This window comes from Kitasatospora sp. NPDC101183 (assembly GCF_044767945.1).
Taxonomy (GTDB): domain Bacteria; phylum Actinomycetota; class Actinomycetes; order Streptomycetales; family Streptomycetaceae; genus Kitasatospora.
The window spans coordinates 213,191-238,703 of record NZ_JBIWOW010000006.1; the positions used below are offsets into that span (position 1 = coordinate 213,191).

27 protein-coding genes are annotated in these 25,513 nt (G+C 76.0%); 12 read left to right on the plus strand and 15 right to left on the minus strand.

Features of this window, described 5'->3' with window-relative positions; genetic code table 11:
• Positions 1-572: 572 nt before the first annotated feature.
• The 5 genes from ACIRRS_RS10220 to ACIRRS_RS10240 all read right to left on the minus strand — a co-directional run bounded on the left by ACIRRS_RS10220 (position 573) and on the right by ACIRRS_RS10240 (position 4,766).
• On the minus strand, positions 573-1,031 hold the full coding sequence (locus ACIRRS_RS10220; protein ID WP_402967528.1) for an ATP-binding protein: 459 nt from the start codon (positions 1,029-1,031) through the stop codon (positions 573-575).
• Positions 1,032-1,252: 221 nt separating this feature from the next.
• On the minus strand, positions 1,253-1,984 hold the full coding sequence (locus ACIRRS_RS10225; protein WP_402967531.1) for a GntR family transcriptional regulator: 732 nt from the start codon (positions 1,982-1,984) through the stop codon (positions 1,253-1,255).
• A gap of 419 nt (positions 1,985-2,403) precedes the next feature.
• Positions 2,404-3,657: an MAB_1171c family putative transporter gene (locus tag ACIRRS_RS10230; RefSeq protein WP_402967534.1), complete on the minus strand. Its 1,254-nt coding sequence runs from the start codon at positions 3,655-3,657 to the stop codon at positions 2,404-2,406.
• Positions 3,654-4,199 carry a ParH-like protein gene (locus ACIRRS_RS10235; RefSeq protein ID WP_402967537.1) on the minus strand — a complete coding sequence of 182 codons (546 nt, stop codon included), beginning with the start codon at positions 4,197-4,199 and terminating at the stop codon, positions 3,654-3,656. The genes ACIRRS_RS10230 and ACIRRS_RS10235 overlap by 4 nt, the downstream gene beginning before the upstream one ends.
• Before the next feature lie 69 nt (positions 4,200-4,268).
• The gene (locus ACIRRS_RS10240; protein ID WP_402967540.1) at positions 4,269-4,766 is read right to left on the minus strand and encodes an XRE family transcriptional regulator; all 498 of its coding nucleotides are present in this window, start codon (positions 4,764-4,766) and stop codon (positions 4,269-4,271) included.
• A gap of 381 nt (positions 4,767-5,147) precedes the next feature.
• On the opposite strand from ACIRRS_RS10240, the gene ACIRRS_RS10245 reads away from it, so the two are divergent.
• The 3 genes from ACIRRS_RS10245 (at position 5,148) to ACIRRS_RS10255 (ending at position 7,265) form a co-directional block, all read left to right on the plus strand.
• Entirely contained in the window at positions 5,148-5,867 is a 720-nt protein-coding gene (locus ACIRRS_RS10245) for a hypothetical protein (protein WP_402967543.1), read from the plus strand.
• Between the two features lie 118 nt (positions 5,868-5,985).
• Positions 5,986-6,534, plus strand: coding sequence for a hypothetical protein (locus tag ACIRRS_RS10250; RefSeq protein ID WP_402967546.1), 549 nt, complete (start codon positions 5,986-5,988; stop codon positions 6,532-6,534).
• Positions 6,531-7,265, plus strand: a complete 735-nt coding sequence (locus tag ACIRRS_RS10255) for a DUF4253 domain-containing protein (RefSeq protein ID WP_402967549.1) — start codon at positions 6,531-6,533, stop codon at positions 7,263-7,265. The genes ACIRRS_RS10250 and ACIRRS_RS10255 overlap by 4 nt, the downstream gene beginning before the upstream one ends.
• A 91-nt stretch (positions 7,266-7,356) precedes the next feature.
• On the opposite strand, the gene ACIRRS_RS10260 is transcribed toward ACIRRS_RS10255, so the two are convergent.
• Together ACIRRS_RS10260 and ACIRRS_RS10265 are read right to left on the minus strand one after the other, a co-directional pair.
• Positions 7,357-7,809 carry a GNAT family N-acetyltransferase gene (locus ACIRRS_RS10260; protein WP_402967552.1) on the minus strand — a complete coding sequence of 151 codons (453 nt, stop codon included), beginning with the start codon at positions 7,807-7,809 and terminating at the stop codon, positions 7,357-7,359.
• A gap of 50 nt (positions 7,810-7,859) precedes the next feature.
• Positions 7,860-8,822, minus strand: coding sequence for an NAD-dependent epimerase/dehydratase family protein (locus ACIRRS_RS10265; protein ID WP_402967555.1), 963 nt, complete (start codon positions 8,820-8,822; stop codon positions 7,860-7,862).
• Between the two features lie 96 nt (positions 8,823-8,918).
• On the opposite strand from ACIRRS_RS10265, the gene ACIRRS_RS10270 reads away from it, so the two are divergent.
• Both ACIRRS_RS10270 and ACIRRS_RS10275 read left to right on the plus strand, forming a co-directional pair.
• A complete protein-coding gene (locus ACIRRS_RS10270; RefSeq protein ID WP_402967558.1) occupies positions 8,919-9,440 on the plus strand; it encodes a peptidylprolyl isomerase in 522 nt (173 codons plus the stop codon).
• Between the two features lie 15 nt (positions 9,441-9,455).
• Positions 9,456-9,839 (plus strand): hypothetical protein, encoded by a 384-nt coding sequence (locus tag ACIRRS_RS10275; RefSeq protein ID WP_402967560.1) that lies wholly within the window; start codon positions 9,456-9,458, stop codon positions 9,837-9,839.
• A 75-nt stretch (positions 9,840-9,914) separates the two neighbouring features.
• On the opposite strand, the gene ACIRRS_RS10280 is transcribed toward ACIRRS_RS10275, so the two are convergent.
• Positions 9,915-10,142: a hypothetical protein gene (locus tag ACIRRS_RS10280; protein ID WP_402967563.1), complete on the minus strand. Its 228-nt coding sequence runs from the start codon at positions 10,140-10,142 to the stop codon at positions 9,915-9,917.
• A gap of 189 nt (positions 10,143-10,331) precedes the next feature.
• Here ACIRRS_RS10280 and ACIRRS_RS10285 point away from each other — a divergent pair, with 189 nt between their 5' ends.
• The gene (locus tag ACIRRS_RS10285; protein ID WP_402967565.1) at positions 10,332-11,522 is read left to right on the plus strand and encodes a UDP-N-acetylglucosamine--N-acetylmuramyl-(pentapeptide) pyrophosphoryl-undecaprenol N-acetylglucosamine transferase; all 1,191 of its coding nucleotides are present in this window, start codon (positions 10,332-10,334) and stop codon (positions 11,520-11,522) included.
• 439 nt (positions 11,523-11,961) lie between these two features.
• Here ACIRRS_RS10285 and ACIRRS_RS10290 read toward each other — a convergent pair whose 3' ends face one another.
• From ACIRRS_RS10290 to ACIRRS_RS10305, 4 genes are all read right to left on the minus strand, one after another.
• Positions 11,962-12,489, minus strand: a complete 528-nt coding sequence (locus ACIRRS_RS10290; RefSeq protein ID WP_402967568.1) for an ATP-binding protein — start codon at positions 12,487-12,489, stop codon at positions 11,962-11,964.
• A 127-nt stretch (positions 12,490-12,616) separates the two neighbouring features.
• Complete coding sequence (locus ACIRRS_RS10295; protein WP_402967571.1) at positions 12,617-13,930, minus strand: UDP-glucose dehydrogenase family protein; 1,314 nt, start codon at positions 13,928-13,930, stop codon at positions 12,617-12,619.
• 70 nt (positions 13,931-14,000) lie between these two features.
• Positions 14,001-14,438 (minus strand): NUDIX domain-containing protein, encoded by a 438-nt coding sequence (locus tag ACIRRS_RS10300; protein ID WP_402967573.1) that lies wholly within the window; start codon positions 14,436-14,438, stop codon positions 14,001-14,003.
• 28 nt (positions 14,439-14,466) lie between these two features.
• Complete coding sequence (locus ACIRRS_RS10305; RefSeq protein WP_402967576.1) at positions 14,467-16,233, minus strand: asparagine synthetase B family protein; 1,767 nt, start codon at positions 16,231-16,233, stop codon at positions 14,467-14,469.
• A gap of 269 nt (positions 16,234-16,502) precedes the next feature.
• On the opposite strand from ACIRRS_RS10305, the gene ACIRRS_RS10310 reads away from it, so the two are divergent.
• The 6 genes from ACIRRS_RS10310 (at position 16,503) to ACIRRS_RS10335 (ending at position 22,782) form a co-directional block, all read left to right on the plus strand.
• Positions 16,503-17,894: a sporulation protein gene (locus tag ACIRRS_RS10310; protein WP_402967578.1), complete on the plus strand. Its 1,392-nt coding sequence runs from the start codon at positions 16,503-16,505 to the stop codon at positions 17,892-17,894.
• 326 nt (positions 17,895-18,220) lie between these two features.
• Complete coding sequence (locus ACIRRS_RS10315; RefSeq protein WP_402967581.1) at positions 18,221-18,859, plus strand: hypothetical protein; 639 nt, start codon at positions 18,221-18,223, stop codon at positions 18,857-18,859.
• Between the two features lie 251 nt (positions 18,860-19,110).
• Positions 19,111-19,983 carry a hypothetical protein gene (locus ACIRRS_RS10320; protein ID WP_402967584.1) on the plus strand — a complete coding sequence of 291 codons (873 nt, stop codon included), beginning with the start codon at positions 19,111-19,113 and terminating at the stop codon, positions 19,981-19,983.
• Positions 19,984-20,048: 65 nt separating this feature from the next.
• Positions 20,049-20,864, plus strand: coding sequence for a hypothetical protein (locus tag ACIRRS_RS10325; RefSeq protein ID WP_402967587.1), 816 nt, complete (start codon positions 20,049-20,051; stop codon positions 20,862-20,864).
• The gene (locus ACIRRS_RS10330) at positions 20,861-21,778 is read left to right on the plus strand and encodes a hypothetical protein (RefSeq protein ID WP_402967590.1); all 918 of its coding nucleotides are present in this window, start codon (positions 20,861-20,863) and stop codon (positions 21,776-21,778) included. Before ACIRRS_RS10325 ends, ACIRRS_RS10330 begins: the two co-directional genes overlap by 4 nt.
• Positions 21,775-22,782 carry a hypothetical protein gene (locus ACIRRS_RS10335; RefSeq protein ID WP_402967592.1) on the plus strand — a complete coding sequence of 336 codons (1,008 nt, stop codon included), beginning with the start codon at positions 21,775-21,777 and terminating at the stop codon, positions 22,780-22,782. Before ACIRRS_RS10330 ends, ACIRRS_RS10335 begins: the two co-directional genes overlap by 4 nt.
• A 416-nt stretch (positions 22,783-23,198) precedes the next feature.
• On the opposite strand, the gene ACIRRS_RS10340 is transcribed toward ACIRRS_RS10335, so the two are convergent.
• From ACIRRS_RS10340 to ACIRRS_RS10350, 3 genes are all read right to left on the minus strand, one after another.
• A complete protein-coding gene (locus ACIRRS_RS10340; protein WP_402967595.1) occupies positions 23,199-23,618 on the minus strand; it encodes a hypothetical protein in 420 nt (139 codons plus the stop codon).
• Positions 23,619-24,176: 558 nt separating this feature from the next.
• A complete protein-coding gene (locus ACIRRS_RS10345; protein WP_402967598.1) occupies positions 24,177-25,316 on the minus strand; it encodes a methyltransferase domain-containing protein in 1,140 nt (379 codons plus the stop codon).
• Positions 25,313-25,447 (minus strand): hypothetical protein, encoded by a 135-nt coding sequence (locus ACIRRS_RS10350; RefSeq protein ID WP_402967601.1) that lies wholly within the window; start codon positions 25,445-25,447, stop codon positions 25,313-25,315. The genes ACIRRS_RS10345 and ACIRRS_RS10350 overlap by 4 nt, the downstream gene beginning before the upstream one ends.
• Positions 25,448-25,513 lie beyond the last annotated feature (66 nt).

Below are 25,513 nucleotides of genomic sequence, written 5' to 3' on the forward strand. Positions count from 1 at the left end.
GGGCCCGGGCCCGCCTTCGGGGGCTCGGCGCGAACTCGCCTGCGTGCGGGTGCGGTCGGCCACCACGAGGGCGCCCTCGGGGTGGCCGACCCCGTCGTGCCCGTCGTCGTGGGGCGGAACCGGAGGGCGGGAGCGGCCGGGCTTCTCCCCGCCGCCGGGGCGCAGGAACCGGCAGGCGGGGCAGGGGAGTTGCCGCCGCCGCCCGTGCCACGTACGGCGGGCGCGGGGGTTTCGCCCGGCCCCGCCCGGGACCCGGGCGGGGCCGGGTCCGCCGCCCGTTGCCGCGCCCGCCTTCGGGGGCGGGTGGTCGCCGGCCTCCACTGCCGAACCGGCCTGTTTCCGGCCGTGGTCGGCCGCTGCCAGGGGTGCGCCGGACGGGCCCGGCGTGCGCGCCGGAGCCGCTGGTCGCCTCGCTCATCGGGCGGCCACCTCCTCGGTGCGGCGCTTGTGCCATGCGTGGACCCGTGCCGTGCGGCCGTCGACGATGATGTACCGCGCGTGCGCCGGCAGCACGCCGAGGCCGCAGTAGTGACACCCCGACCTCTTCCACGCGGGGGGCTGGCCCACCGGGTTCACCGCGCGCCGCCTTCCGGGCCCACCAGGGCCCAGACGAGCTTTCCCGTCCCGCCCGGCCGGGGCGTGCAGCCCCACCGCGCCGACAGGGCCTCCACCAGGCGAAGGCCCCGGCCGGACAGGTCGTCCGGGCCGGTGGAGCGCCGGAGCACCGGCTTCTCGCCGCTGGCGTCGTGCACCTCGATGCGCAGGTGGTCACGGACCAGCTCGAACCGCACCTCGATGTACGTCCCCCCGGGGACGCGGGCGTGCACCACGGCGTTGGTCACCAGCTCCGTGACGATGATCTGGCCGTCGGCCGCGAGCACCTCCGCTCCCGGGACGCCGGCGAGGAACGTGCGCAGCAGACTCCGGGCCGCGCGGGCCGACAGCCGGTGGCGGGACAGCCGCACCGACTGCTCGGGCCGCTGCGGCCCCGGGTCCTCTTCCGGGAACGGGGGATCGGTAAAGTCCTGCATGTCGACCTGCTTTCTCCAGGTTGGCCACGCCCCCGGGCCGGTCGCACGGCCGCGGGGGTCTCGCCCAAGCTCGGGGCAGACACAAGCGGGGATGTGCGGGTGATCACGTCGTCACTCAGCGCACACATGAATAGTCCACCGGTTGACTAGTCACGTCAAGCCGGTCGTACCGAAAAGGGCCTCCGTCAAGGACGGAGGCCCTCAAAGCAATTGACTGTTCGTCAATCCACCAGCGGATATTCATCAGTGCGCGCCCACCGCTCGCCGGGGTGGATCCCGACCTCATAGGCCAGAGGCCGCCCGTCCGCGTCGTAGGCCACGTGGCGCACCTCCGCCACGGCGGCCGGAGCCTCCAGCTGGAGCAACTCCAGCTCCTCCGCCGTGGCGAGGCGGGCCGCCCACCAGTCCCGGCCGGTGTGCGGGCGGCGCCCGGTCTGCATCTCCACGTACCGGGTCGTGCCCTCCCGCACGCGCTCCCGCAGCAGCAGGCGCGGCGCCGCCCCGACCACATCGGAGTCGAACCACGAGAAGCTGACGGAGGTCGGACGCTCGCCCTCCAGTGTCACGCGGTGGCGGCGGGCGACCTGGTCGCCGGGCTGCACCCCGAGAGCCGTCGCCACATCCTCCGGCGCCGCGACGCGGTCCGCCGAGAGGATCCGCGCGTGTTCGCCCGCGGTGTAGATGTAGCCGGTCCGGACGGCCGTGCGGTAGCGCTCGCCGGCCGTGCGGGCCAGCGGGGTGCGTTCCCGCACCGTGCTGCCTGTGCCCTGCCGGGTCTCGATCAGTCCCTCATGGCGCAGCACGTCCAGCGCGCGCACCACCGTGGCGCGGGCGACCTTCCACCGCTCCGTCAGCTCGCGTTCGGACGGCAGCGGGTCGCCGGGGCCGAGTTCACCCCGCACGATCCGGCCGCGCAAGTCGCCGGCGATCTGGTCGTACTTGGGGAGTGCCATGACTGTCCCTCATTTCGACATGATTGGTGGACTGGTCCAGTAGTCATGCTCGGGTAGGCCGAAGGGCAGGTCAAGCCGGTTGGGGGCAGGGGAGTTGGGGCCCGGTGGGGCCCGCGTGCGGGCGTGGCCGGGGGGTGCGGGGCGGTGGCGGGGAAGGGGAGTTGCCGCCACTGCCCACTGCCCGCGCCGCTTCGGCGGGCGGGGGGTTTCGCCCGCCCCGCCCGGAATCCGGGCGGGGTCGGGCTCGTTGCCGTCGAACTCGTCCGTACGGGGCCGGGGTTGGGGAAGGGGCCCCGGGCGGCGGGTCGGTCCCACGTCTGCGCGACGCGCCCCGGCACGGCCTCCGGCAGCCGCCGCGCGCCCGCCCCGACGGCGGCCGGCGCCGGCAGCAGGAGCAGCACCAGGAGCGGGCGCCCCGCTCACGGGTGCTCCCGGGCGGCGCGGGCGCGGGTGCGCACGGCGGCGACGGCGGGGCAGGTGGCGTAGGCGCGGGCCAGGCGGGCCAGGCCGGCGGCCTCCGCGTCCAGGGCGCCCGGCCCCTGCGCCCCCTGCCCGCCGGGCGGCGGGCCGGGCGGGGCGCAGACGCCCGGGCGGGCACCCGACGCGGCGCGCTCCAGGGCCGCGGCCAGCGCCGCCGCCTGCGCGCTCGCCCCGGCGCAGGCGGCCGGCACCGGGAAGCGCCCCAGGGCCGCGGCCAGCCACGCCTCGGCGCGCGGGTCCAGGTGGTGGCGCAGGACCAGCCGCGCGTCCTGGATCTCGATCACCCGCCGGTACAGCGCGTAGCGCACGTCCAGCGGCACCGGCGCCAGGCGCCGCGCCGGGCCCAGCGCGATCTGCGGCAGCGCGGCGTGCAGGTCGCGCCACAGCGGCGCCAGCGCCCGGTAGTGGGCCTGCGCGCGCAGCCACCCCGTGGCCGCCGCCCGCGCCGCCGGCCACAGCGCCCACCCCAGCCCCGCCGCCACCAGCGCCGAGCAGACCAGCCCCAGCACCGCGCACACCGCGTCCTCCGCGCCGTCCACCGACCCGTACGCCAGCGCCCGCACCACGTCGTCCACGCCCCACGCGTCCCACACCAGCCCCGCCGCCACCCCCCACCCCACCAGCCGCAGCCCCGCCCGCGCCGCCCCGGACGCCGCCCGCGCACGCTCCGCCACCCGGCGCCGCAGCGCCCCCAGGCACCAGCCCAGGTAGAGCGTCCCCACCGCCGTGTACCCGGCCAGCGCCCACCGCCCCTCCCACCCCGGCCCCACCGCCATCCGCCCGCCCGCGAGGTCCGGCGCCGCCACCGCCAGCAGCACCCCGCGCACCGCCACCACCCCCGCCAGCACCCCCACCGCCGCCCGCACCCCGCCCGAGCCCCGTACGGAGCCCCGCACAAGGCCCCGTACGGGGCCGGGGGTGCGCAGGGAGCGGGCCAGCAGCCCCAGCGAGGCCGCCGCGCCGTCGCGCAGCGCGTCCCCCAGCGCCACCAGCACCAGCGGCGCCGGCGCCCCCAGCTCCCGCGCCCCGCGCACCGTCGGCGGCGCCAGCAGCAGCAGGGCCGCGCCCAGCAGCACGCTCGCGCAGCACGTGCAGCGCGCCGCCGCCCCCGACGCCCCCTCCCGCCGCCCGGCGAAGTGGCAGGCGCTCAGCGTGAAGAACAGCGCCACCGGGTACAGCGCCAGCTCGCTCACCCGCCCGCCCCCGCCCCGCCCGCCCCGGGGGTGTGCGCGAACAGGGCGTCCAGCGCGTCCAGCCCCCGCCCCCCGGAGCGCGCCGCCCGCGACAGCAGCAGCGACGCCAGCAGCTCCGCCTCCCGCTCCTGCGGCTCGTCGTAGCGGGTGCGCCCCAGCACCCGGCGCACCAGCGCCGGCGACAGGTGCCCCAGCAGCTCCTGCGCCGGCTCCAGCGCCGCGGAGCCCGCGTGGTCCAGCAGCAGGTGCGCGATCTCGTGGACCACGATGTGCCGGCGGTGCAGCGCCGAGGTGTCCGCCGCGTACAGGATGTAGTCCGCCTGCGCGGTGGACACCAGCAGCCCGCACGGCGCGTGCGCCCGCGCCGGCACCGCCAGCACCTCGATCACCCGCCCCCGCCGCACCGACAGCCGCTCCAGCAGCGCGCCCGCGTCGAAGGGCCCGCCCTCCTCCAGCTCCCGCGCCACCCGCCGGCAGCGCCGCAGCGCCGCCCTGCGCGCCGCCCGCTCCCGCACCGCCCGCAGGCCCCGCTCACCCCGCACGCCGAACCTCCCTCCCCGCACCCTCCCTCCCGCCGCCCCCGCGCGGACACCCGCCCGCGCAAGCGGGCCTCAGGACGGCGGACGCCGGCGCGCCGCGTCCCGGCGGGCGATCACCTCGACCAGCTCGCTGACCGTGTCCAGCCCCTCCGGCGACAGGTCCACCGCCCGCAGCGCCAGGCTGCGCACCCCCGCGTCGCGCAGCGCGCCCAGCAGCGCCAGCTCCTTGGCGATCTCCGCGCCCTGGCGCTCGTCGAAGAAGTACGCGGGCGGGACCTGGAAGAAGTGCGCCAGCGCCTCCAGGTGACGCTTGGTCGGGTTGTCCCGCCGCCCGGTGCGCAGCTGCCACAGGTAGGTGGTGGAGAAGGACTCCCCGCTCGCCTCCCGGCACGCCCGCGCGACCTCCTCGTTGGTGTACTGCTCGCGGTCGGGCCGGCGCACGGTGGTGAACAGCGCCTCGATGCGCGCCGCCAGCCCCCGCCCGCCCCGCCCCGCGTCCTGCCCCGTCTCCGCGTGCCCCGCGTCCGCGTGCCCCGCACCGCCGGGCGCGTCCCCGTCCTGCCCCGCCATCCGCCGCAACCCTTCCTCGCCCCGTCCCCGCGCGCCGCCCCGCCGCGGCCGCCGCCGGGCGGCCTCCGGGGGCGGGCCGGCAGGTCACGATAGCCGAACCGCGCCAGCTGGCGTGGATGTGACGATACCCGCGATCCATGCCAGTTGACCCCCGTGCGGGCGGCTGACATTCTGACACCCGGAGGCCGTACGAACCGAAACGACCCGGCGCCAACACCGCGCACCAGTACGGTACTTGACGCACCGCCCCCCCGCCGGGGCCCGGGGCACCGGCCCCCGCGCGAGGACGCCGCCGCCACCTCGGCCGCGCCCTGGCACCCCGAGACGGGGAACGGCCCGACCGGCCGCCCCCGGCCCGCAGCGCCCAGGAGGGGGCAGGCCGTGAACACCGCGCCGCCGCACCGCACCCCGCACCCGACCCCGCCCAGCCCGCACACCCGACGACACACCGCCCGCACGGACCGTACGGACCGCCCCGCCCGTACGGCCCGCGGCGCCCGCACCGTGCCCCTGGCGTTCCTGCGGCGCGCCGCCGGCGCCCCCCTGGGCTGCCTCACCGCCCTGACGCTGGGCGTCGTCCTCACCCGCACCGGCGCCGCCGCCCGCCTGGGCCCCGCCCCCGCCCTCCTGCTCTCCTGCGCCGCCGTCCTCGCCGCCGCCGCCCCCGTCCCCTTCGGCTTCTGGCTGCGCGCCGGCCCCGCCGGCCTGACCCTGGTCCGCGCCTACCTGCCCCGCCGCTACCGCTGGCAGGACATCCACTGCCTGGCCATGGACACCCGCCCCGACCCCGACACCGGCGCCGCCCGCCTCGTCCTGCACCTGCGCCTGCACGGCCCCGGCCGGCGCGAGCGCCGCACCCCCGGACCCGTCCTCGGCGTCCTCGCCACCACCCCCGCCGGCCTGCCCCGCGGCACCGAACCCGCCCGCCTGGCCGACCTGTTCGACCTCCTGCGCCGCCACGGCGTCCCCCTGGCCGACGCCCGCTACGCCGACCTCGTCCTGACCGCCCACGGCTACCCCGCCCTCACCCCTGCGGCCCCCGAAACCCCCGCCGCCCCCGCCCCGGGCCCGGCGGCGCCCGCCGGCGCCCGCCCGCACTGAGCCGCACCGAGCCGCACCGAGCCGCACTGAGCCGCGAGCGCCCCCGCGCCCGTAGACCCGCACGGGAGCACCCGCCCGCCCCGGGCCGGCCGCCCCCGCTCACCCCCGGGAGGCGCCCATGCACAGGTTCCACGGCGCGTGGCGGATCACCGTCACCACACGCGACGCCCACTACGAACAGCGCGCCGTCGTCCGCGGCCGCTACGGCACCCGCGTCCTGCCCGGCACCGTCGGCGCCGCCCTGACCGTCGACGAACAGGACTGGACCCTCACCCTCGAACACCAGCCCCACCCCGGCACCTGGCGCCCCGACCTGCGCACCGCGGCCGGCCCGGTCACCCGCGAAGGCGCACGCGTCAGCGTCACCGTCACCGGCAACGACTGCCACCAGGGCGGCAAACCGTACGACTACGTCAACTTCGCGGTCCGCCTCGAACGCCTCGACACCGACGCCGGTGCGGACGCCGATGCGCAGGCCGGTGCCACCGTCCCCGCCCACCGCCTCACCGCCGCCCCCCTCACCCCCGCCCGCCCCTCCACGTCCGGCACGCCCTCCACGCCCGGTACGCCCGCGCCGCTGCGCACCTCCTCCGACGGCCACCCGGCCCCCGGCATCCCGCGCCAGCGCCCCGCTGTCGGCACCCGCACCCAGCCTCACCCGACATGACGACCGCACCCCCGGACGCCGCCCTCGCCGACCTCGCCGTCCCCCCGCCGCCCGGACGCACCGTCACCGGCCCCGACGGGCACCCCCTGCCGTGGGCCGGCGACCGCGCCGTGCCCATCGGCCCGTGGGAGCGCCCGCACCGCGCCCACCCGGAAACCGGCCTGTGGCCGCTGCTGCTCAGCCCGCTGCACGAGGACGACGACGACGGCTTCCGCCCTTGGCTCACCGGCGAACTCCGCCCCGACGGGGACGGGCGCGCCCACGACGCCCAGGCGCTGCTCGCCCGCTGGCGGCACCCGGACGGCGCGGGCGGGACGGACCACGCCCCCGCCCCCGGCCACGCCGACACCGGCGCCGCCGACGCCCGCGACCTCGCCGCCGAGACCGAGGCGGTGCGCCCGGTACGCCTGGGCCTGGTCGCCGCCCCCGACGGCGCCGCCGCCCTCGCGGCCTGCGGCTGGACGGGCGCGGCCAACCGCCGCACCACCGGCGAGGTCGCCGCCGTCCTCGCCCACTGGCAGCACCGCCTCGGCGTGCGCCTGGTCGAGGCCGGCTTCGACACGCTGCGCCTGAGCGTCCCGCACCCGCCCGCGAGCACGCGCGAGGCGCTGCCGCCGGCCGGGCAGGTCGCGGCCCTGTGCCCGGACCTGCTCCACCAGGGCGACGGCACACTCACCGCCCTGGCCCGGCAACCGGCCGGGGCCCGCTCCTGGACCCTGTGGTGGGACTGAACCGGCGGGTCGTCAACGGACGACCCACCGGGTGACCGGTCCTTCGTCCGTTGCGCGGCGGGCCGCCTCCGGGCCGCGGCCGCGCAACCGCTCACGCCCCGGCGTCGTCCCGGGCCGGCCGGACCCTCGGCAGGCCGAACGCCGCCATCTGCTTCTCCTCGTAGGAGAGGAAACCCAGGCTCCGGTAGAAGGCGGCGTTCCTCCTGCCCTCCGGCGTCGACTCGTGATCCGTGGACAGCAGGAAGAAGCGGCAGTGCGCGTACCGCTCCTTCAGCTCTTCCAGCAGTGCCCGGCCGACGCCCTGCCGGTGGAACTTCGGGTTCACCAGCAGGTCCTGGACGTAGCAGACGCTCTCGTCGTCGGAGATCGTCCTGGCGAGCCCGAGGAGCGCGCCCGACTCGTCGCGGGCGGTGACGACCAGGTGCGAGTTCGCCAGGCCACGACAGAGCTTGCCGACATCGCAGGTGTAGCCCTCCCATCCGACGGAGTCGTAGAGCTCGAACATCTCCTGCGGATCGAACACGGTCTCCTGCGCGATCAGCACAGATCCCCACCCCGTTTCCGTTGTCTTCCGTCCACTGCTCCCGGCGTCCGCTAGCCCGCCCGGCGCTCCCGTTCGCGCCACCACGCCACCGTCGCCGCGACCTGCTCGGCCACCGGCGTCGCGCGCACCGCGAAGCGGGCCTCGTAGGCGGAGCAGTCGAGGGTGAACGGCGCGTCGAACTGGTAGCGCACCTCGCGCAGCTCCCTCAGCACGGGGGAGAGGAGCCCCGCCGCGCCGAGCAGCAGCGGCGGCATCCGCCGCACCCGCACGCCCCCGCCGTCTCCGTCGCCGCGGGCTTCGGCGGCGATCAGGGCGGCCATCGCCCGCACCGAGGCGGCGGGCGCGGTCGGCACGTGCCAGGCCCGCCCCCACGCGTCCTCCTCGCCCGCGAGCTCGGCCATCGCCCGCGCCACGTCCGGCACATAGCTCCAGCTGTGCGGCGCGTCCGGGTCGCCCAGGCAGGAGACGGGCCGTGCGCGCAGCAGCGCGGGCACGACCCGGGAGGCCAGGTGCCCGCCGTCGGTGACGCCGGGCCCGAAGAAGTCCGAGGCCCGCGCCTCCACCGCCCGTACCCGCCCGGCCTCGTGCGCGGCCAGCACCTGCTCCCACACCGCGGCGCGGGCCCGGCCCTTGGGGCCCGCCGCCGCGAGCGGCAGGTCCTCGCGCAGCGGCCCCGCCACCGGCCCGTAGCCGTACAGGTTGCCCAGCAGCACCAGCACCGCGCCGCTCTCCTGGGCCGCCGCGCACAGCGAGGACGCCAGCGCCGGCCACTCCCGCCCCCACCGGTGCAGCGGCGGCGCCGCGCACCCGTACACCGCCGCCGCGCCGCGCGCGGCCCGTACGAGGACGGACGCGTCGGCGGCGTCGCCCGCCACGTGCTCCACCCCCGCCACCGGCGCCCGCCCGGCCCCGCCCGTGCGGGTCAGGACCCGCACCTCGTGCCCCCGCCCGGCCAGCAGATCCGCCAGCGCGGCCCCCGCGGGCCCGTACCCCACCACCAGATGAACGCTCACCCGCCCCACCCTACGGCCCGGCCCCTGTGCCACCATGGGCCCCTCGCACACCCCCCTTTTTTCTTCAGAGTGCCCAGGCCCGAGGAGCCCCCCGCCGTGACCGACGCCCGCGCCGCCGTCCTGCACACCACCCACGGGCCCATCCACCTGGAACTGTTCCGCTTCCACGCGCCGAAGACGGTGCGCAACTTCGCCGAACTCGCCGAGGGCACCCGCCCCTACACCGACCCGCGCACCGCAGCGCCCGGTACCGGCCCCTACTACGACGGCACGCTCCTGCACCGCGTCGTGCCCGGCTTCGCCGTCCAGGGCGGCGACCCCACCGGCACCGGCACCGGCGGGCCCGGCTACGCCTTCGCCGACGAGTTCCACCCCGAACTGGCCTTCAACCGCCCCCACCTGCTCGCCATGGCCAACTCCGGCCCGGGCACCAACGGCTCGCAGTTCTTCCTCACCCTGGGCACCCCCGCCCACCTCAACCGCCGCCACACCATCTTCGGCCAGGTCACCGGCCAGGCCTCCAAGGACGTCCTCGCCGCCATCGCCGCCCTGCCGCTGGAGGGCGAACGACCCCTGGAGGACGTGGTCCTCACCCGCGTCACCGTCGACCGCGGCTGACCCGGGCCGGCCCCCGTGGACGTCTTCCCGCCCCGGCCCGTCCGCGGCGTGCGCGCCCGCTACGTCCACCAGGCCGGCTGCCCCAGCGACTACGCGATCGTCACCGTCGACTTCGAGCCCTGGGAGGCGGGGCTGCACCTGGAGACCGCCGCCGACGCCACCCTCCAGGGCGACGCCCCGCCCGACTACCTCGCCCTCCTGCACGCCGCCCTGCTGGACGGCGTGGCCGCCGAACTCGCCCAGGCCCTGCCCGGCGTGCCGGTGGCACTGGCCCTGGTCGTGCGCCACAGCGGCGTCCACGACGTCGACACCGGCGAGCGCTCCTACCGCCACGCCGGGCGCCTCGCCGCCCGCGAGGCCCTCGCCGTCCTCAACACCGAACAGTCTTGGCGGAGTTGACGCCCCGGGGGCCCGGCCGGCCCGGCTGGGCCGGGCCCCCGGGCCCGCCGAGGCCCCAGGGCCGTCGTCGCGGGGTCAGAGCGGGTTGGACAGGTAGTGCCCCTGGTTCTCCTGGTCCTCCTGGTCCTCCGTCACCGCCTGGACGGATGCGGCGCCCCGGACGGGCGCGTGGGCCCCGTGCGCGGCGGACGCCGGCGCGTCCTGCCGCGCGGCGTGCGACGGCGTCGCGAGGCCGAAGGCCGCCGTGGCGACCACGGCGCTCGTGACGGCCATCTTCGCGAGCCCGCCACCGAAGTCCGGCATGTGATGCTCCCCCCGTTCATCTCCCCTCCCGCTGAGGGGAGTTGACGCGACCAGACAAGCACCGGCCAGGGCCCGGGGCAAGCCTGCCGGAGGCGCCGGCCGCAAGGCGCGGGGCCGCGCCGGGGGCGCTGCTGACGTGCGGTCAGGCCCGTGGCGGAAGTGCCCTGGTGGCACTGGTATCTTCCAGCCGTGCACCCAGACCCCGCCGGCCTCCTCTCCCGCCTCGGCCGCCCCCTGCGGCTCATCGTCGCCGGCGGCGGCACCGGCGGCCACACCTATCCGGCCCTCGCCGCGATCCGCGCCCTGCGCACGCGCCTGGCCGAGGCCGGCGGCGCCCTGGACGCGCTGTGGATCGGCACCGCCTCGGGCCTGGAGGTGCAGGTGAGCGCCGCCGAGAACATCCCGTTCAAGGCGGTTGCGACGGGGAAGATCCGGCGCCACGCCAACCCGCTCAGGATGGTCTCGCCGGCCAACGTCAGGGACATGGGCCGCGTCCCCCTGGGCGTGGCGCAGGCCCGCTCCGCCGTCGCCGCCTTCGCGCCCGACGTGGTGCTCGGCACCGGCGGCTACGTCGCGGTGCCGGTGGGCACGGCCGCCCGGATGTGCCACCGGCCGCTGGTGGTCCACGAGCAGACAGTCCGCCTCGGCCTCGGCAACCGGGCGCTGGCCCGGATGGCCACGCGCGTCGCGCTCTCCTCCGAGTCGACGCTGCGCCTGCTGCCCCGGCCCGTACGGGCCAGGGCCGTGGTGACGGGCAACCCGGTGCGCCCGGAGGTGCTGGCCGGCCAGGGCGACAAGGCGGTGCAGGCGCTCGGGCTGTGGGGCTTCGACCGGGCCCTGCCGACGGTGTACGTCACCGGCGGCGCGCAGGGCTCGCGGCAGATCAACGAGCTGGTGAGCGAGAACCTGCCGTGGATGCTCGGCCACGCCAACGTCGTCCACCAGTGCGGGCCCGGCCACGAGGGGCGGCTGCGGCGCAGGGCGGAGGGCCTGCCCGGGCACCTGCGCCCGCGGTACCGGGTGACCGGGTTCGTCGGCCCGGAACTGCCGGACGTGCTCGCCCTCGCGGACGTGGTCCTCTCCCGCAGCGGCGCGGGGACGCTGGCGGAGCTGACGGCGCTGGGGCGGGCCGCGGTGCTCGTCCCGCTGGCGACGTCGGCCGGCAACGAGCAGGTGCACAACGCCCGCCACCTCGCCGAGGCGGGCGCGGCCGTCGCCCTCCTGGGCCCGGCCACCCCCGACGCCCTGCGGGGCGCGCTCGGCCCGCTGCTGACCGACCCGGCCCGCCGCGCGGAGACCGCGCGCCGGGCCGCCGGGCACGGGCGCCCGGACGCGGCCGAGCGGCTCGTGGACGTGCTGCTGTCGGTGGTCAGGCCCTGACCGGCCGGGCCCGCCCCCCGGGGGGGGTGAACACCCGCGCGTGACCAGGTGAGTTGAGAAGGACGGCCGCCGTCGCCCGCCGTCCACCCCCCGCCCGCCTGGCGGCGGGCGCCCACCCCCGGGCTCGCCCCCGCCGCGCGGGTGGACACCCGCGCGGCGTAACCGGGTTGAGGTGGGATCTCCGCCGTCTTTCGCCCAGCAGGGGTGCCCCTCCGGCGGGCCGGCCACGGGCGTGTCCGCCTTCGTGCAGGGCCCGGCCCCAAGAGGGGCCGGGCCCTGATCGGCGGCCCAATTCGCCAACGGGCCACCGTGGTTCACCGAACCGGCGCCCGCGTGGGGTACCGGTCCGGTGGTGCGGTGAGCGCGGCGCCGTGTCGGAGCGGCGGCGCGACGCCCGCCCGCAACCCGCCCTCGCCGGGCGGGAGTTGTGGAGTCCTGATCAGGCCGCCGGTATTCGCTCCAGCGCCGCCGGACCCTGAGGCGGCGCCGACACCGCCCGCCGGGTCCGGGCTTCCCACTTGGAGGCCACGGCGACGACGGTGAGCGGCACGGCCCGGGCGGGTGTGGGCAGGTCGAACTCCGCCCACACCGCCTTCCCGCCCCCGGCCAGGGAGTCGACACCGAACCGGTCCGCCAGCGCGAGGACCAGCGCGAGCCCCCGTCCGCCGACCGCCTCCCCGTCCGCCGCCCGCACCACGGGCAGCCCCGCCCCCGGATCGCTCACGCACACCCGCAGCGAACCGCCGTCCTCGGTCAGCCCCAGCGCGGCACTCAACGCCACGCTCGCCTGTCCGCCCCCGCCGCAGCCGTGAACGACCGCGTTGGTGGCCAGCTCGGACAGCACGACCATCACGTCACCCGCGAGACTGCCTAACTCATCGGCATCCAGGCCGAGTTCCGGCAGAGCCGCCCGCATCGCCCAGTGGCGTACGGAGCCGATGCTCGCCCGGTCGGCGGGGAATCTCATCGTGACGGTCCGTGATCTCGATTCCATGGGGTGTTCCGTTCCTCCGGGGGCGTGCCGCCCGCCCTTGTCCTCGTCGTAGGTCTTCGGCACGGGCCGTGCCGGCTTCCCCGCGGGCCGGGGCTGGTCGTCAGGGGCGGCCGAGGGCACGGAAGGTCCAGCCGGCCGCGCGCCAGCGGTTCGCGTCGAGGGTGCCGCGGGCGTCGACGACCGTGGGGACGGCGGTGTGCCGGGCCAGCTCGGCGGGGTCGGCGTCGGTGTACTGGGGCCAGTCGGTCAGGTGCAGCAGCAGGTCGGCTCCGGTGAGGGCCCGGGCGGGGTCGTCGGAGTAGCCGAGCCGGGGGTGCGTCCTGCGGGCGTTGTCCAGCGCGGCGGGGTCGTGGACGGTGACGTCGGCTCCGTCCCGGTGGAGGGCGTCGGCGACGGCGAGGGCCGGGGAGTCGCGGATGTCGTCGGTGTGGGGCTTGAAGGCGGCGCCCCAGACGGTGATCCGCTTGCCGGTCGCGGCGCCGCCGAGGGCTTCACGGGCGAGTTCGACGGTGCGTTCGCGCCGGCGCAGGTTGACCGCCGCGACCTGGCGGAGCAGGCCGGTGTCGGCGCCGAGCTGTTCGGCGCGGTGGGTGAACCCGGCGAGGTCCTTGGGCAGGCAGCCGCCGCCGAACCCGAGGCCGGGCCGCATGCCCTGGGCGCCGATGCGATGGTCGTGGCCCAGGGCGAGGGCGACCTGCCGGACGTCGGCGCCGGTCAGCTCGCAGAGTTCGGCGATCACGTTGATGAAGGAGATCTTGGTGGCGAGGAAGGCGTTCGCGGCGCCCTTGATCAGTTCGGCGGTCGCGATGTCGGTGACGATCAGCGGGGAGCCGGTGGCCAGGACGTCGGCGTAGACGGTTCGGAAGACGGCCTCGCTGTGGGTGTCGCCGTCCTCGACGCCGAGCACGATGCGGTCCGGCTCCAGGGTGTCCTGGACGGCGAACGACTCGCGTAGGAACTCCGGTGACCAGGCCAGGCGGACGCGCGCCCCGGCTGGGGTGTGCTCGTCCAGGGTCTGCCGCAGCCGTGCGACGGTGCCGGCCGGGACGGTCGACTTGCCGATGATCAGCGCGCCGTCGCGCAGCCGCGGGGCCAGGCGGCGCACGGCGGTGTGCAGGTGGGTGAGGTCGTAGGCGCCGTCGGCATCCTGCTGCGGGGTGCCGACGCCCAGGAAGTGGACGTCGGCGAAGGCGGCGGCCTCGGCGTAGGAGGTGGTGAAGCCGAGCCTCCCGGTGGCGGTGTGCCTGGCGAGCAGGTCGTCCAGGCCGCGTTCGACGAACGGGGCCTGGCCCTTGTTCAGCGTGCCGACCTTGTCGGCGTCGGTGTCCATGCCGAGGACCTGGTGGCCGAGTTCGGCCATCGCGGCGGCGTGGGTGGCGCCGAGGTAGCCGCAGCCGATGACGGTGAGCTTCACGGGGTGTCCTTCCGGGGAGGGGAGGGGCGCCGTCCGGCCGGGTGCCCGTCCCCTCGCGGGGACGGGGATCTCAGGTGCCGGGCCGGGTGGCGAGGTAGCGGTGGACGCCGTCGCGGATGAACGGCGGGATGGTCAGGACGGGCAGGTGCTCGGGGGCGAAGAACTGGAGCTTGACGCCTTCGGCCAGCGGGAGGACGCTCTCGTCGCCGTCCCAGGAGGCTGCGAAGAAGGTGATGGTCTGTCCCGAGCCGTGGGCGTCGGGGGCCTCGAAGAGTTCCGCCAGGCCGTCGACGGCCAGGCCGGCTTCCTCGTCGAGTTCGCGGACGATCGCCTCGGCCGGGCTCTCGCCGGGATCGCAGCCGCCTCCCAGGAGGCTCCAGTGGCCGGGCCAGGCGATGGTGTCGAGGTCGTCGCGCAGGTGCAGCAGGAGTGCGCCGTGGCGGTTGGTGATGATCGCGACCGCGCCGCGCGGCGCGGCGGCGGACGGGTCCGGGGGGAGGGTGTCCATGGGCCCACGGTAGTGAGCCGACGCTTTGTCATGCCGTCGCTTCCGGTGCGTGGTCGCGGAACCAGGCCGCCGCCATGAGGGCCTGCATGCGGGTGCGGTCGTACCGTCCGCCGGGCTCGAGGCCGCCGGCCAGCAGCGGGTGCAGCCCGAGGGGTGCCTGGTCGAGTGCCGAGCTGATCCGGGCGGTGGCCCAGGGCTCCAGCGGGCCGGACAGCCAGCTCGGGACGGGGGAGGCGAAGCCGAGCTTGTCCCGGCTGCCCCAGACCTCGCGGGGCAGGCCGAGGGCCTTCGCGGCGTCCCGCAGGATCCGCTTGCCGGCGGTCGGGTCGGCGATCTTGTACTCGGCGGGGAGCCGGTAGGAGAACTCCACCAGGTCACGGGCCAGGTAGGGCGAGCGCCGCTCCAGCGCGAAGGCCGAGGCGAGCTTGTCGCTGGTCATCACCAGCGGGCGCCAGGCGGTGGCCAGGTCCGCCAGGGTCAGCCCACGCGCGAGGTCGCCGCGGGCCCGGGCCAGGGCGTCGGCGGCCACCTCCCGCAGCCGTCCGTCCGGGTCGCGCCCGCGCAGGATCAGCTTCACGATCGCCTCGGCGGGCTCGGGCGGGCGACCGTTCCCGCTCAGGAGTTTGGAGGCCAGCGGCCGGTAGGACTCCAGCCCCGCGTCCAGCACCGCCTGCGGGCCGAAGAGGACGAGCGCATGGCGGACGTAGCCCATCAGGAACTCGTCCGGTCCCAGCCCGCCGACGACGACGCGGATGCCACGTTCGGAGACGGCCCGGTAGGCCATGTGCTCGGAGAACGTCGAGGCGTTGCCCATCGGGTAGTCCAGCGCGTGCACGATCCGGGGCAGCGCGCGGGTGAAGTCGGCGGCGGTCGGCTCGATGACGACCAGTTCCGCGCCGATGTCCCGGGCGACGGCGGAGGCGGTCCGGGACTCGTCCAGCCGGTCGTGGCCTGGGTAGCGGACCGTGACGCAGACCTGCGGGCGCATCAGGTAGGCCAGCACCGAGGAGTCCAGCCCGCCCGACAGCAGCAGCGCGAAGTCCGAGCCGGGCGCCCGCATCGGGATGCGGTCGGCCAGCAGGGTCGAGAACCGGGCGAGCGCGCTGCGGTAGTCGCCCTGCCAGGGTTCCAGGTCCTCCAGGCGCCACCACCTGTGCTGGGCGAGCGAGCCGGTGGCGACGTCGAAGGCCAGCAGCCCGGCCGGCGGGAGGAGCTGGATGCCCTGGAACGGGGTGTCGGCGCCGGTCGGCGTCTCGATGCTCAGCATCTCGGGGCGGACGACCAGCTCGGCGGCGCCGTAGCCGGTCAGGGTGGTGACCTCGGAGGCGAACGCGAGGCGTCCGCCGTCCAGGCGCCAGTAGAGCGGCTTCTCGCCGAGCCGGTCCCGGGCCAGGAACAGCCGGCCCTCGCGCGGGTCGTAGGCGGCGAGGGCGAACATGCCGTCCAGTCCGGCCAGGCAGCCGGGGCCGAGCCTGGCCCAGGCCCGCAGGACCAGGTGGGCGTCGCTCTCCCCGGCTTCCAACGGGATGCCCCAGTCGGCGGCGGCCTGCCGGTAGTTGTAGATCTCGCCGTTGAAGGCGAGGACGACGCCGCTGGCCGGGTCCGGGTAGGGGCCGGGAGCGGCTGTGGCGTCGACGATCAGCAAGGTGTTCATGGACAGCACCGCCCGGCTGTCGGCCGAGATCAGGTGCCGGGTGCCGTCCGGTCCGCGGTGGCGCTGAGCGAGCCCCATCGCGGCGACGGTGGCCTGGTGGCGGACGGCGTCGGCGCCGGCCAGTCCTGCGATTCCGCACATCTGGTTGTCACCCCCGAGCGTGAACCGGTGGCGGCCCCGCCGGGAGGTGGTCGTCCAGCCCCGGCAAAGGCCCGGAGCACCAGGCAACCCGGTGGCGGCCGGTCGGGGCAGGGCTCGCAAGGGGGCTCACAACTCGCGAAAGCGGTTCACCACGAGCATCCGAGGCAATACCCTCGGTGATCCGGCACCACGTGCCGGGCGCATCACTTCCCCTGCCCGGTCGCGTACGACACCCCGCGCCCGGCCGGGGACCGACTGAGGGGGACGCCGTGGCGTCGACCACCCGCCGGGCCAAGCCGCCGAACGACGCGCTGGCCCGGATGATCGAAAAGTGCGAGGGCGCCAGCCACAAATCGCTGGCCCTGCGCGTGAACCAGCTCGCCCTTGAGGCCGGGCTGACCACGGCGTACACGCACACCTCGGTCGCGAACTGGTGCCGCCGGGGCATGGTCCCGGACTGGCCCGTGCCCAGGCTGCTGGCCCGGGCGATCGGCGAACGCCTCGGCCGGCCCGTGCAGTTGGTGGAGATCGGTATGGCCGACGCCGGGACACCGGACGCTGCGGTGGGGTTGGATTTCCCGCGAGAGCCCGCCGACGCCGTACGCGTCGCCACGTCGTTCTGGAGCAGTGTGAACCGCCGAGACTTCCTCACCGGGACGGGCTTCGCCGTCGGCGCGTTCGCCACCCCCGTCACCCGGTGGCTCGTCACCCCCGCCGACGACGGCGCCGCCCACCGCGGCCGGGGCCGGGTCGGCGCGGCCGACCTCGCCGAACTGCGCGACGCCGCCGACGAGGCCCGCCGCTGGGACTCCAGGTACGGCGGCGGCAGCTGGAAGGCCGGCTCCGTCACCGACTGCCTCAGGCACCGGGCCGCCCCGCTGCTGTCCGGCACCTTCTCCGACGAGGTCGGCCGCGAATTGTTCTCGGTGACCGCCCAGCTGTCCCGCCTGGCCGGCTGGACGGCCTTCGACACCGGCCGGCACGACGCCGCACAGCGCCACTTCATCCAGGCCCTGCGCCTGGCCCGCGCCGGCGGCGACGTCCAGCTCGGCTGCTACGTCCTGACCACCATGGCGATGCAGACCCTGCTGCGGGGCTTCACCAGCGAGGCCGTCGACATGGCCCAGGGCGCCTACCAGCGGGCCAAGGACCGCGCGGCCCCCCGGGTCCTCGCCTTCACCAGACTTATCGAGGCCCGCGCCCACGCCCGCGACGGCAACGCCAAGGCGGCCTCGGCCGCGCTCGCCGCCTCCGAGGACCTCCTCGACCGGGCCCGCGACGGTGCCGACGAACCCGCCTGGATCGACTTCTACCACCACGCCCGGCTCTCCGCCGACGCCGCAGAGGTCTTCCGCGACCTGGGCAACCCCACGGCCGCCCTGGCCTGGAACGCCCGCGCCGCGGCCATGCAGCCCGGGGTGTTCACCCGCTCCGTCGGCATGCGCCTGGCCATCGTCGCCACCGCCCACCTCCAGGCCAAGGACCTCGACCAGGGCCTCGCGCTGGGCAACCAGGCTCTCGACGTCCTCGCCCGCGTCCGCTCCAGCCGTGCCCTGGACTATGTCCGCGAGTTCGACACCGCCCTCGCCCCCTGGCACCGCGAGAGCGCCGTGCGCGACTTCCGGCACCGGGCCCGCACCGAACTCGGCACCGCCGCCTGAACCCGAAGGGAAGCGACGTGCTGGTCTCGCTCGCCTCCGCCCCCAACCCCGGCCGGGCCAACGAGGACTTCGCGGTGGCGGGCCGGCCCGACTTCATGAACCGGCTGGAGGCGCAAGGCCCGACGGGCGGGCGGTAGGCGGTTCCCGGGCGGGGCGCCCCGTCGCCCCGCCCGCCACCCAACAGGTCGCGTGCATGACAGAAGAGGGCGGGGGAGGGCATCCTGGACGCTGCGCCGCCGCACACCCCGGGGCATAACTGATGGACCGTCAATTCCCGGGTCGCGGAGGCGAGATCGGACCGATTCCCCAGTCAGGGAGGAACAGACATGTCCGGTACGAAGACGAGGCTCGGCGCGCTCCTCGGAGCGCTGTGCCTGGCCGCCATCGCCACCACCGCGGCAGCAGCCGCCGCCCCCGCCGCCGCGGCGCGCCCCGGGCCCGCGGCGCTGGACGGCGCCGGCTGGGAGATCAACCCCGCCCTCGACACCGCCATCTACTCCGGCCCGGGCCTGAGCACCCCCAGGATCGGCACCGCCTGGCAGAACGACAACGTCGCCGGCGTGTGCCGCAAGCAGGACAACAACCAGGCCTGGCTCGTCCTGGGCATCGAGCGCCCCGGCCGCAACGGCGTCCAGTGGGCCAACACCGCCGGCTGGATCTGGGCCGCCGACTTCTCCCAGAACACCTCCTTCCTTCCCCTGTGCGACGACTACCAGCCCCGCTACAGCCCCACCGTCGACACCTCCCTCTACTCCGGCCCGGGCCTGAGCACCCCGCAGATCGGCACCGCCTGGGCCGGCGACGAGGTCATCGCGCTGTGCGTCATCTACGACAACAACTCCAAGCCCCTGCTGCTGGGCATCGAGCGCCCCGGCCGCAACGGAGTCCAGTGGGCCAACACCGCCGGATACATCTGGGGCGCCGACATCCGCACCGACAACGTCCAGAACTGCGGCTCGGTCTGACCGAACCCCCCAGGACGGGCCGCGGCGGCGCTGCGCCGCGGCCCGTTGCGGTTCGGTCACGACGTGTCCGCTTCTTCGGCCAATGCGGGGGAGTGTGGCGATTGATCTGGTTGGCGCCCGCGCCGACGAACTCTCATAATCCCTGGTGAGACGCGCGATGGACGGTCCGGGAACACGCTTGGGGGAGCGGTGCCCGTGAGAGGGCCCGCGCGTGGAGACCCGCAGACTTCCCCGGGGGGAGAGCCTTGTCCGTGCCCGACCACGAGAGCGCCGCCGCACCCGAACCGGCCGCCTCAGCCGTACCCGCCGCACCCGTGCCGGTGCCCGAGCCCGTACCGTACGGGCCCGAGCCGCAGCCCGAGCCCGCGCCCGCCCCGCGCGGCCTGCCGCGCGCCGCGCGCGTCGCGCTGGCCGCCGTCGGCCTGCTGGCCGTCACCGCCGCCAGCGCCGCCGCGACCGTCGCCGTCGGCCGCCCCGACCGGCCCCCGGCCGTCCAGGCCGCGCCCGCGCCCGCCGCCACGGCCTCCGCGAGCGCGTCCGCGAGCCCGACGCCCTCGGCCGTGCCCGTCCCGGTGCCCACCGCCACCGCCGAGCCCAAGCCCGCCAGCACCGTCCAGGGCAGCGTCAGCGGCGGCAGGCACAGCGGCGACCTGCGCTTCTTCCTGCTGCCCGTCCCCGAGGGCGGCGAGACCTACGGGCCCGCCGACGGCACCACCCTCACCGACGACGAGGTCGCCGACATCTTCGGCAAGCAGGACGGCATCAAGGACCTCCTGCGCTCCTTCGGCTACCAGGACGCCGCCAGCCGCGTCTACCGCACCGCCGACGGCAAGGCCGAGGTCACCGTCACCCTCATCCACCTGGGCTCCACCGCGCAGGCGAGCCAGTTCGCCAAGGGCTACAGCGTCAAGTCCCAGGAGTCGATCGACATCGACGGCGACCCCGACGCCCACGGCTTCCTCCACAAGCCCAAGCAGCAGGCCTACACCGGCTCGATGACCGGCATCTCCGCCCAGGGCGACGTGCAGTACACCATCGACGTCGACGTGAAGGGCACCCCGGACAAGGCGCTGCTGAGCGACCTGATGAAGCGCCAGCGCGACCGGCTCGCCTCCGGCGGCTGAACCCCGCCGCCGGCGCCGTCCGCCGCCGCCCGTACTCCCAACTCCACTTCCTGGGGAGCCACTTCGTGACCACCGAACCCGCGGAGCCCACACCCGCGCCCGCCGCACCGCCCGCACCGCCCGCCGCGCCGCCCGCACCTGCCGCGCCGCCGTTCACCGTGCCGTTCGGCGCGGACGTCCTCGCCGCCGGCCCCGAACTGCCGCCCCGCCCCCCGCGCCGGCCCCGCCCGGTGCTGCTGTCGGTGTACGGCCTGGCGCTGGGCGTCCTGGCCGGCGCCGGCGTCGGCTACGCCGTCCAGGCCCAGCGCCCGCCCACGCCGCTGCCGCCGCTGCAGGTCGCCCGCCCCGCCTACCCGCAGCAGCGGGTCGACGCGGACGCCTTCGCCGCCTCCCAGCCCAAGCCCCCCGCCGTCGAGGGCGACCTGACCAAGCTCCTCGTGGCGCCCCCGGCCGGCTCCACCCCCTGGGGCGACCTGCCCGACCAGCCCGCCTGGGCGTCGGCCGGCGAAGTCGCCCAGCACCACGGCGACGCCGCCGAACAGTTCAAGCTCCTGCTCGGCCTGGGCTTCCGGCGCGCGGCCGAGGTCGACTGGATCAAGGACGACATCCGCTACCGCGTCCAGCTCACCCAGTACACGCCCGAGCACTCCGACGTGGCCGTCGCCGGGCCCGGCAAGCCCTTCGCCCCGGACGTCGAGGGCTCCTTCCGCGTCTTCGACGAGCCCGAGCACTGGGCCGAGAGCACCGAGCAGTACTACTACGGCCGCGCCGGCGCCAAGCGCGGCGCCCTGGCGATGGAGATCGAGGTCTTCTCGCCCAGGCCGGTGGACCCCGAGGGCCTCAAGGCCCTCGCCAAGCAGCAGTGGGAGCGGCTGGCATGACCGACGAGACCGTGACCGGCACCCCCGCCGAACCGCCCGCCGTGCCTCCCGCACCGCCCGCCGTGCCCGCGACGCCTCCCGCTGTACCGCCCGCGGCACCGCCCGTACAGCCCGCCGCGGCGCCCGACGGGCAGCCGCCCGCCGACGGCCCCTCCGCCGAGCCGCAGCCCTCCGCCCCGCGCCCGCCCCTGCACCCCCTGGTGCGCGCCGGCGCCGCGACGGTGGCCGCGGCCCTGGTCGGCGTGGTCATCGGCGTCGGCATCATCAAGACCCGCTACGACGACCCGCCCCTGACCGCCGCCGCCCCCGCACCCGCGGCCCCCGCGCCCACCGCCACCCCGTACGGCGCCAAGTCCAACGGCAGCCACTTCGGCTCCCTGCGCGACCTGCTGCTGCCCGTCCCGGCCGGCTACGAGCCCGGACCCGACGAGGGCGGCTACGGCAACGACACCGAGCTGAGCGGCCGCCAGCTCGCCGACCAGCTCGACTCCGAGCTCCAGCAGGTCCCCAAGGCCAAGCGCGACAAGATCCGCGCCTACTGGGAGGGCCTGCACGTGCGCGGCAGCGGCGTGCGCACCTACCGCACCACCGCCAACGACCTGCTCATCGGCCTCAAGCTGCGCCAGTTCAACCAGCAGGAGGTGCAGCGCATCAACGAGTACACGGCCGTCTTCACCGGCGACACCGGCCTCTTCCGCGTCGGCCCCTCCGTGCCCGGGCACCCCGAGGCGCACTGCTACCTGATGCCCGCCCCGCCCTCCGCCCCGATCGACTACCTCGAGTGCTCGGCCGCCGAGGGCGACCTGCTGGTGATCATGACCGCCGAGGGGCCCGCGCCGCTGCCCAAGGACAAGATCATCGCCCTGTACGCCGCGCAGCTCGACCGCCTCGCCGCCCCGGGAGCCACCGTATGAGCGACCACACCACCGACCCCCGCACCCCGGCCCCGGACCCCACGGACGCCGCCGCAACCCTGGAACTGGCCGCCACCTCCACCCCCGGCCAGGCCCCGGACCCGTACGGCCCCGCGGCCCCGGCGGCCCCGGCCGACCCCGAGGCCCGCCGACGGCGCCGCGCCGCCGCCCTGCGCTGGGGCGGCGCCACCCTCGTCTTCGCCCTCGCCGGCACCGGCACCGCCCTGGCCGTCACCGCCCCCGACCGCACCGACATCCCGGGCCTTGCCACCGCCGACGACGGCCGCTACACCTTCCCCGCCCTGGCCCTGCCGCCCCTGCCCGCCGGAGCCAAGGCCCCCGACGGCAGCGGCAAGACCCCCCACCGCGCGGACCTGCGCTACCTCGTCCTGCCCGCCCCCAAGGAGGCCGGCGGCCCCGCCACCGCCCAGCCCTTCCCCAGCCCCACCACACCCGCCCCCACCGGCACCGACACCCCCGCACCCACCCCCACCACCACGCCTTCCCCCACCGCCGCCTCCCCGTCCACGCCGTCCACGCCGTCCTCCCCGTCCGCCTTCGCCGACTGGACGCCCTGCGACGCGATCGGCGCCGACCAGCAGGACGCCGCCAAACTGCGCCCCATGCTCCAGCGCAACGTCTGCCTGGCCGCCACCGTGCGCGAGTGGACCACCCCCGACGGCACCCGCACCCAGATCCGCCTGCTGCGCTTCGCCTCCCCGAACGAGGCCTGGGACGCCTACACCACCGTCCGGGCCAGGAGCGTGCCCAAGGCCGTGCCCGAGAGCGACACCCTCTCCCTCAAGGACTGGGACAGCGTAGGCGGCGTCACCCTCACCGCCCTCACCGGCAGGACGAAGGCCGGCAAGGACCTGCCGACCGGCCGCCTGGCCTACCTGTCCGCCTCCGACGTCATGGGCGTGGTCACCATGACCAACCCCGACGGCGTCCCCCTGGCCTCCTTCCGCCAGGTCGTCACCCTCCAGGCCGACCTCCTCGGCTGACCCCGCCTCGCCCCGGGCCCACCCGGGCCCGGGGCGAACACCCGCGCGCCGTCCGGTTGTTGAAGAAAACCCCCCGCCGTTCCCCACCGTCCACCCCCCGCCCGCCCGTCGGCGGGCGCCCGGCCCGGGCCGCGGGTGCGGCGCCCGGCCCGGGTGGCCGGGCGCCGGATCCGTCCCCGCCGTGGGCTCGGCCGGGGTAACCGGGCCGAGAGGCGGTGGGAGTCGGAGGCCGCCCCCGTGCTTTCGGGCGTTGGCCGGAATCGGCGGTTCGGCGTCAGAAGGCCCTGTCAATCTTGTGGCCGCCGACTTGGGGACGGTTCAGGGCCTATCCCTGTAGACGGAAGTTGAATTTCTTCCCGGAGTCAGAGGCCCCAATACTCCAGCAGTACTTCGTGACCTGGTGGTGTGACGGGGGGTCAGGTCGTCTTCGTCATCACCGACTCGTAGCCGCCGCCGGGGTAGACCCATGCGCCGCGAAGGACGTTGCCCGCGTCGTCGAAGGTTCCGGTGAAATGGGCCGGTGAGCCTTTCTCGCCGCCCCAGATGGTGAGCGTCGTAAGATCCGGGCTCATCTCGTAGACGTAGTCGAAGGTCTCGCCGCCGGCACCGTAGAACCGCGACTTGATGTCCGCGCTGGGCTCAGGCGAGCCGAACTCACGTAGACGGCCGATGACTTCGAGTCCCTTGGTCGGGTTGCCGCCCTGCACCATGTCGACGTGCTGCAGCAAGAAGTGGCCACCGTCCATCCATTCGTAGGTCACGACGCCCGACGTGTCGCCGCCGAGTTCCCATGTTCCAACCAACTTTCCGAGCCTGCTCAGCTCCTGGTCCACCATGATCCGAAACCCTTTCGCTGGTGTTCTTGCGATCAGACGACTCGTGGCCGTTCGTGTGTTCAGACGACGCGGCTGCCCGAAACTCATCGACCGGTCGGGCTACCGAGCACGAGATGGAATCGATCGCCTCGTACGCCATCACGGTGTTCTTCGCCGATAGTGGCACGTCTTGGCGGTGTGTTGGTGTCGTCGCCGCCATGTCGAGCGGCGGAGTCGGTAGGCCCCTGCGGCGTGTCGCCGCCGGCGTCTGGGAACGGTCGGTGGCCGAACGTCTTCGCCAGCTGTCGAGATAGCACGGTCCCGTCCTTCCCCGTTCCGTCCGGAGCGCGCTGAGGAGGCCGGCAGTCGGGGCCACGCGCACGGCCACTCCGACCCGGGGTCAGGCCGGGGTGGCCTCGTTGACCGTCGTTTCCAGGCTTCGCACGGCCGGTCCGGTCGAGGTGGACGCTTCTCGGAGCCTGGGTGCCGGGTTCCCCGCTGCCGGTGAACACCCTTCTGTGAACAGGTGAGTGGGGAAGGCGGCCGGCCGTTCCCCGTCGTCCGCCCGGCCCGCCGGGGTCAGGGCAGGGCGTTGCCGGGCTCGTCCAGCCAGGCCCGCTGCCCGGTGGCGGTCACCGTGAGCCCGTACCGCCCGTACCCGGGGCGGCCGGCCGCCGCCCAGCGGTCGTGGGCGGCCTCCATCTCGTCCCAGAGCCGCCGGGGCCCGAACTGCCGCACTTCGAAACGGGGTTGCCCGGGTGCGGAGTCCACCGTGGCCCAGGACGTGACGGCCGTGTCGAACAGCCACCACATCCGGCCCTCGCCGTAGTCGTGGCGCCGGTAGTAGACGTCCGGCAGGGCGAGGGCGCACGCGAACAGGGCCGGCCAGTCGCCACCGACGTCCTCGGGGTCGAGCCGCGTCCAGGACTGTCCGGCATCTCCCGGCCACTCGCCCGGCAGGTAGTCGTCCACCGGGGCGCCGACGTAGCGCTGCTGGCGCAGCAGCATGAACGCGGAACTCCGCGTGAACCGGCCGCTCGCCGCCGCGTCGTCGCCGACCGTGAGGCGCACGACCGCCCCGCCGCCCAGCAGCGGTGAGACGGGGCTGACGATCACCCCGCCCGGGCGGACCTGCGACAGCCAGGCGGGCGGGATGCTGCGCAGGGACACGGTCGAGAGCAGCCGGTCGTACGGGGCGGACGCGGGCCACCCCAACGAGCCGTCCGCGCACACGACTTCGGGCGCGAAGCCGGCCGCGCGCAGTGCGGAGCGCGCCGCGCCGGCGACCTTCGCGTCCACCTCGACCGTGGACACGTTCCCGGCCCCCAGCCGGTGCGCCAGCAGTGCCGCGTTGTACCCGGTGCCCGTGCCGATCTCCAGCACCCGGTGGCCGGGCCCGGCGTCCAGGTCGGCCAGCATCCCGGCGACCATCGTGGGCATGGACGCCGACGACGTGGGCACGGTGCGCCCGCCGTCCTCGGCGCCGTCGTCCCACTGCGTGACGACCGGTACGTCGGCGTAGGCGAGCCGCAGCCACCGTCCGGGGTCCTCGTCGCGGCGGCACTCGGTGTCGCCGCCGTCGAAGTCCGCCCAGATCGTCTCCGGGAGGAACGCGTGGCGCGGCACGGCCGCCAGGGACGGGGCCCAGCCGGCCGTCAGCGACCCGGCCCCGGTCAGCGCCGTCACCAGGCGGGCGCGCAACTCCTCGGCGGTGCTCACTTCTTGTGCTTCGGGTCGGGGTTCGGCTTCTGGCCGTCCTTCGACGGCGAGGGGCCGATCGCCGGCCCGCCGGGCTTGGCGTGCTTCCCCGCGCCGCCGTCGCCCGGGCTGCCCTTGTTTTTGTCGCCCATGGTGCGCATCCTCTCTCGAACCTCTTGGATGTGGTGCGGGGCCTGGCCCCACGAGGGAGGCCGGGC

Excerpts from the sequence above, each read along its gene's own strand:
- ACIRRS_RS10220 (WP_402967528.1), bottom strand. The coding sequence starts at position 1,031 with ATGCAGGACTTTACCGATCCCCCGTTCCCGGAAGAGGACCCGGGGCCG.
- ACIRRS_RS10225 (WP_402967531.1), bottom strand. The coding sequence starts at position 1,984 with ATGGCACTCCCCAAGTACGACCAGATCGCCGGCGACTTGCGCGGCCGG.
- ACIRRS_RS10240 (WP_402967540.1), bottom strand. The coding sequence starts at position 4,766 with ATGGCGGGGCAGGACGGGGACGCGCCCGGCGGTGCGGGGCACGCGGAC.
- ACIRRS_RS10250 (WP_402967546.1), top strand. The coding sequence starts at position 5,986 with ATGCACAGGTTCCACGGCGCGTGGCGGATCACCGTCACCACACGCGAC.
- ACIRRS_RS10255 (WP_402967549.1), top strand. The coding sequence starts at position 6,531 with ATGACGACCGCACCCCCGGACGCCGCCCTCGCCGACCTCGCCGTCCCC.
- ACIRRS_RS10280 (WP_402967563.1), bottom strand. The coding sequence starts at position 10,142 with ATGCCGGACTTCGGTGGCGGGCTCGCGAAGATGGCCGTCACGAGCGCC.
- ACIRRS_RS10290 (WP_402967568.1), bottom strand. The coding sequence starts at position 12,489 with ATGAGATTCCCCGCCGACCGGGCGAGCATCGGCTCCGTACGCCACTGG.
- ACIRRS_RS10300 (WP_402967573.1), bottom strand. The coding sequence starts at position 14,438 with ATGGACACCCTCCCCCCGGACCCGTCCGCCGCCGCGCCGCGCGGCGCG.
- ACIRRS_RS10305 (WP_402967576.1), bottom strand. The coding sequence starts at position 16,233 with ATGTGCGGAATCGCAGGACTGGCCGGCGCCGACGCCGTCCGCCACCAG.
- ACIRRS_RS10315 (WP_402967581.1), top strand. The coding sequence starts at position 18,221 with ATGTCCGGTACGAAGACGAGGCTCGGCGCGCTCCTCGGAGCGCTGTGC.
- ACIRRS_RS10330 (WP_402967590.1), top strand. The coding sequence starts at position 20,861 with ATGACCGACGAGACCGTGACCGGCACCCCCGCCGAACCGCCCGCCGTG.
- ACIRRS_RS10335 (WP_402967592.1), top strand. The coding sequence starts at position 21,775 with ATGAGCGACCACACCACCGACCCCCGCACCCCGGCCCCGGACCCCACG.
- ACIRRS_RS10340 (WP_402967595.1), bottom strand. The coding sequence starts at position 23,618 with ATGGTGGACCAGGAGCTGAGCAGGCTCGGAAAGTTGGTTGGAACATGG.
- ACIRRS_RS10350 (WP_402967601.1), bottom strand. The coding sequence starts at position 25,447 with ATGGGCGACAAAAACAAGGGCAGCCCGGGCGACGGCGGCGCGGGGAAG.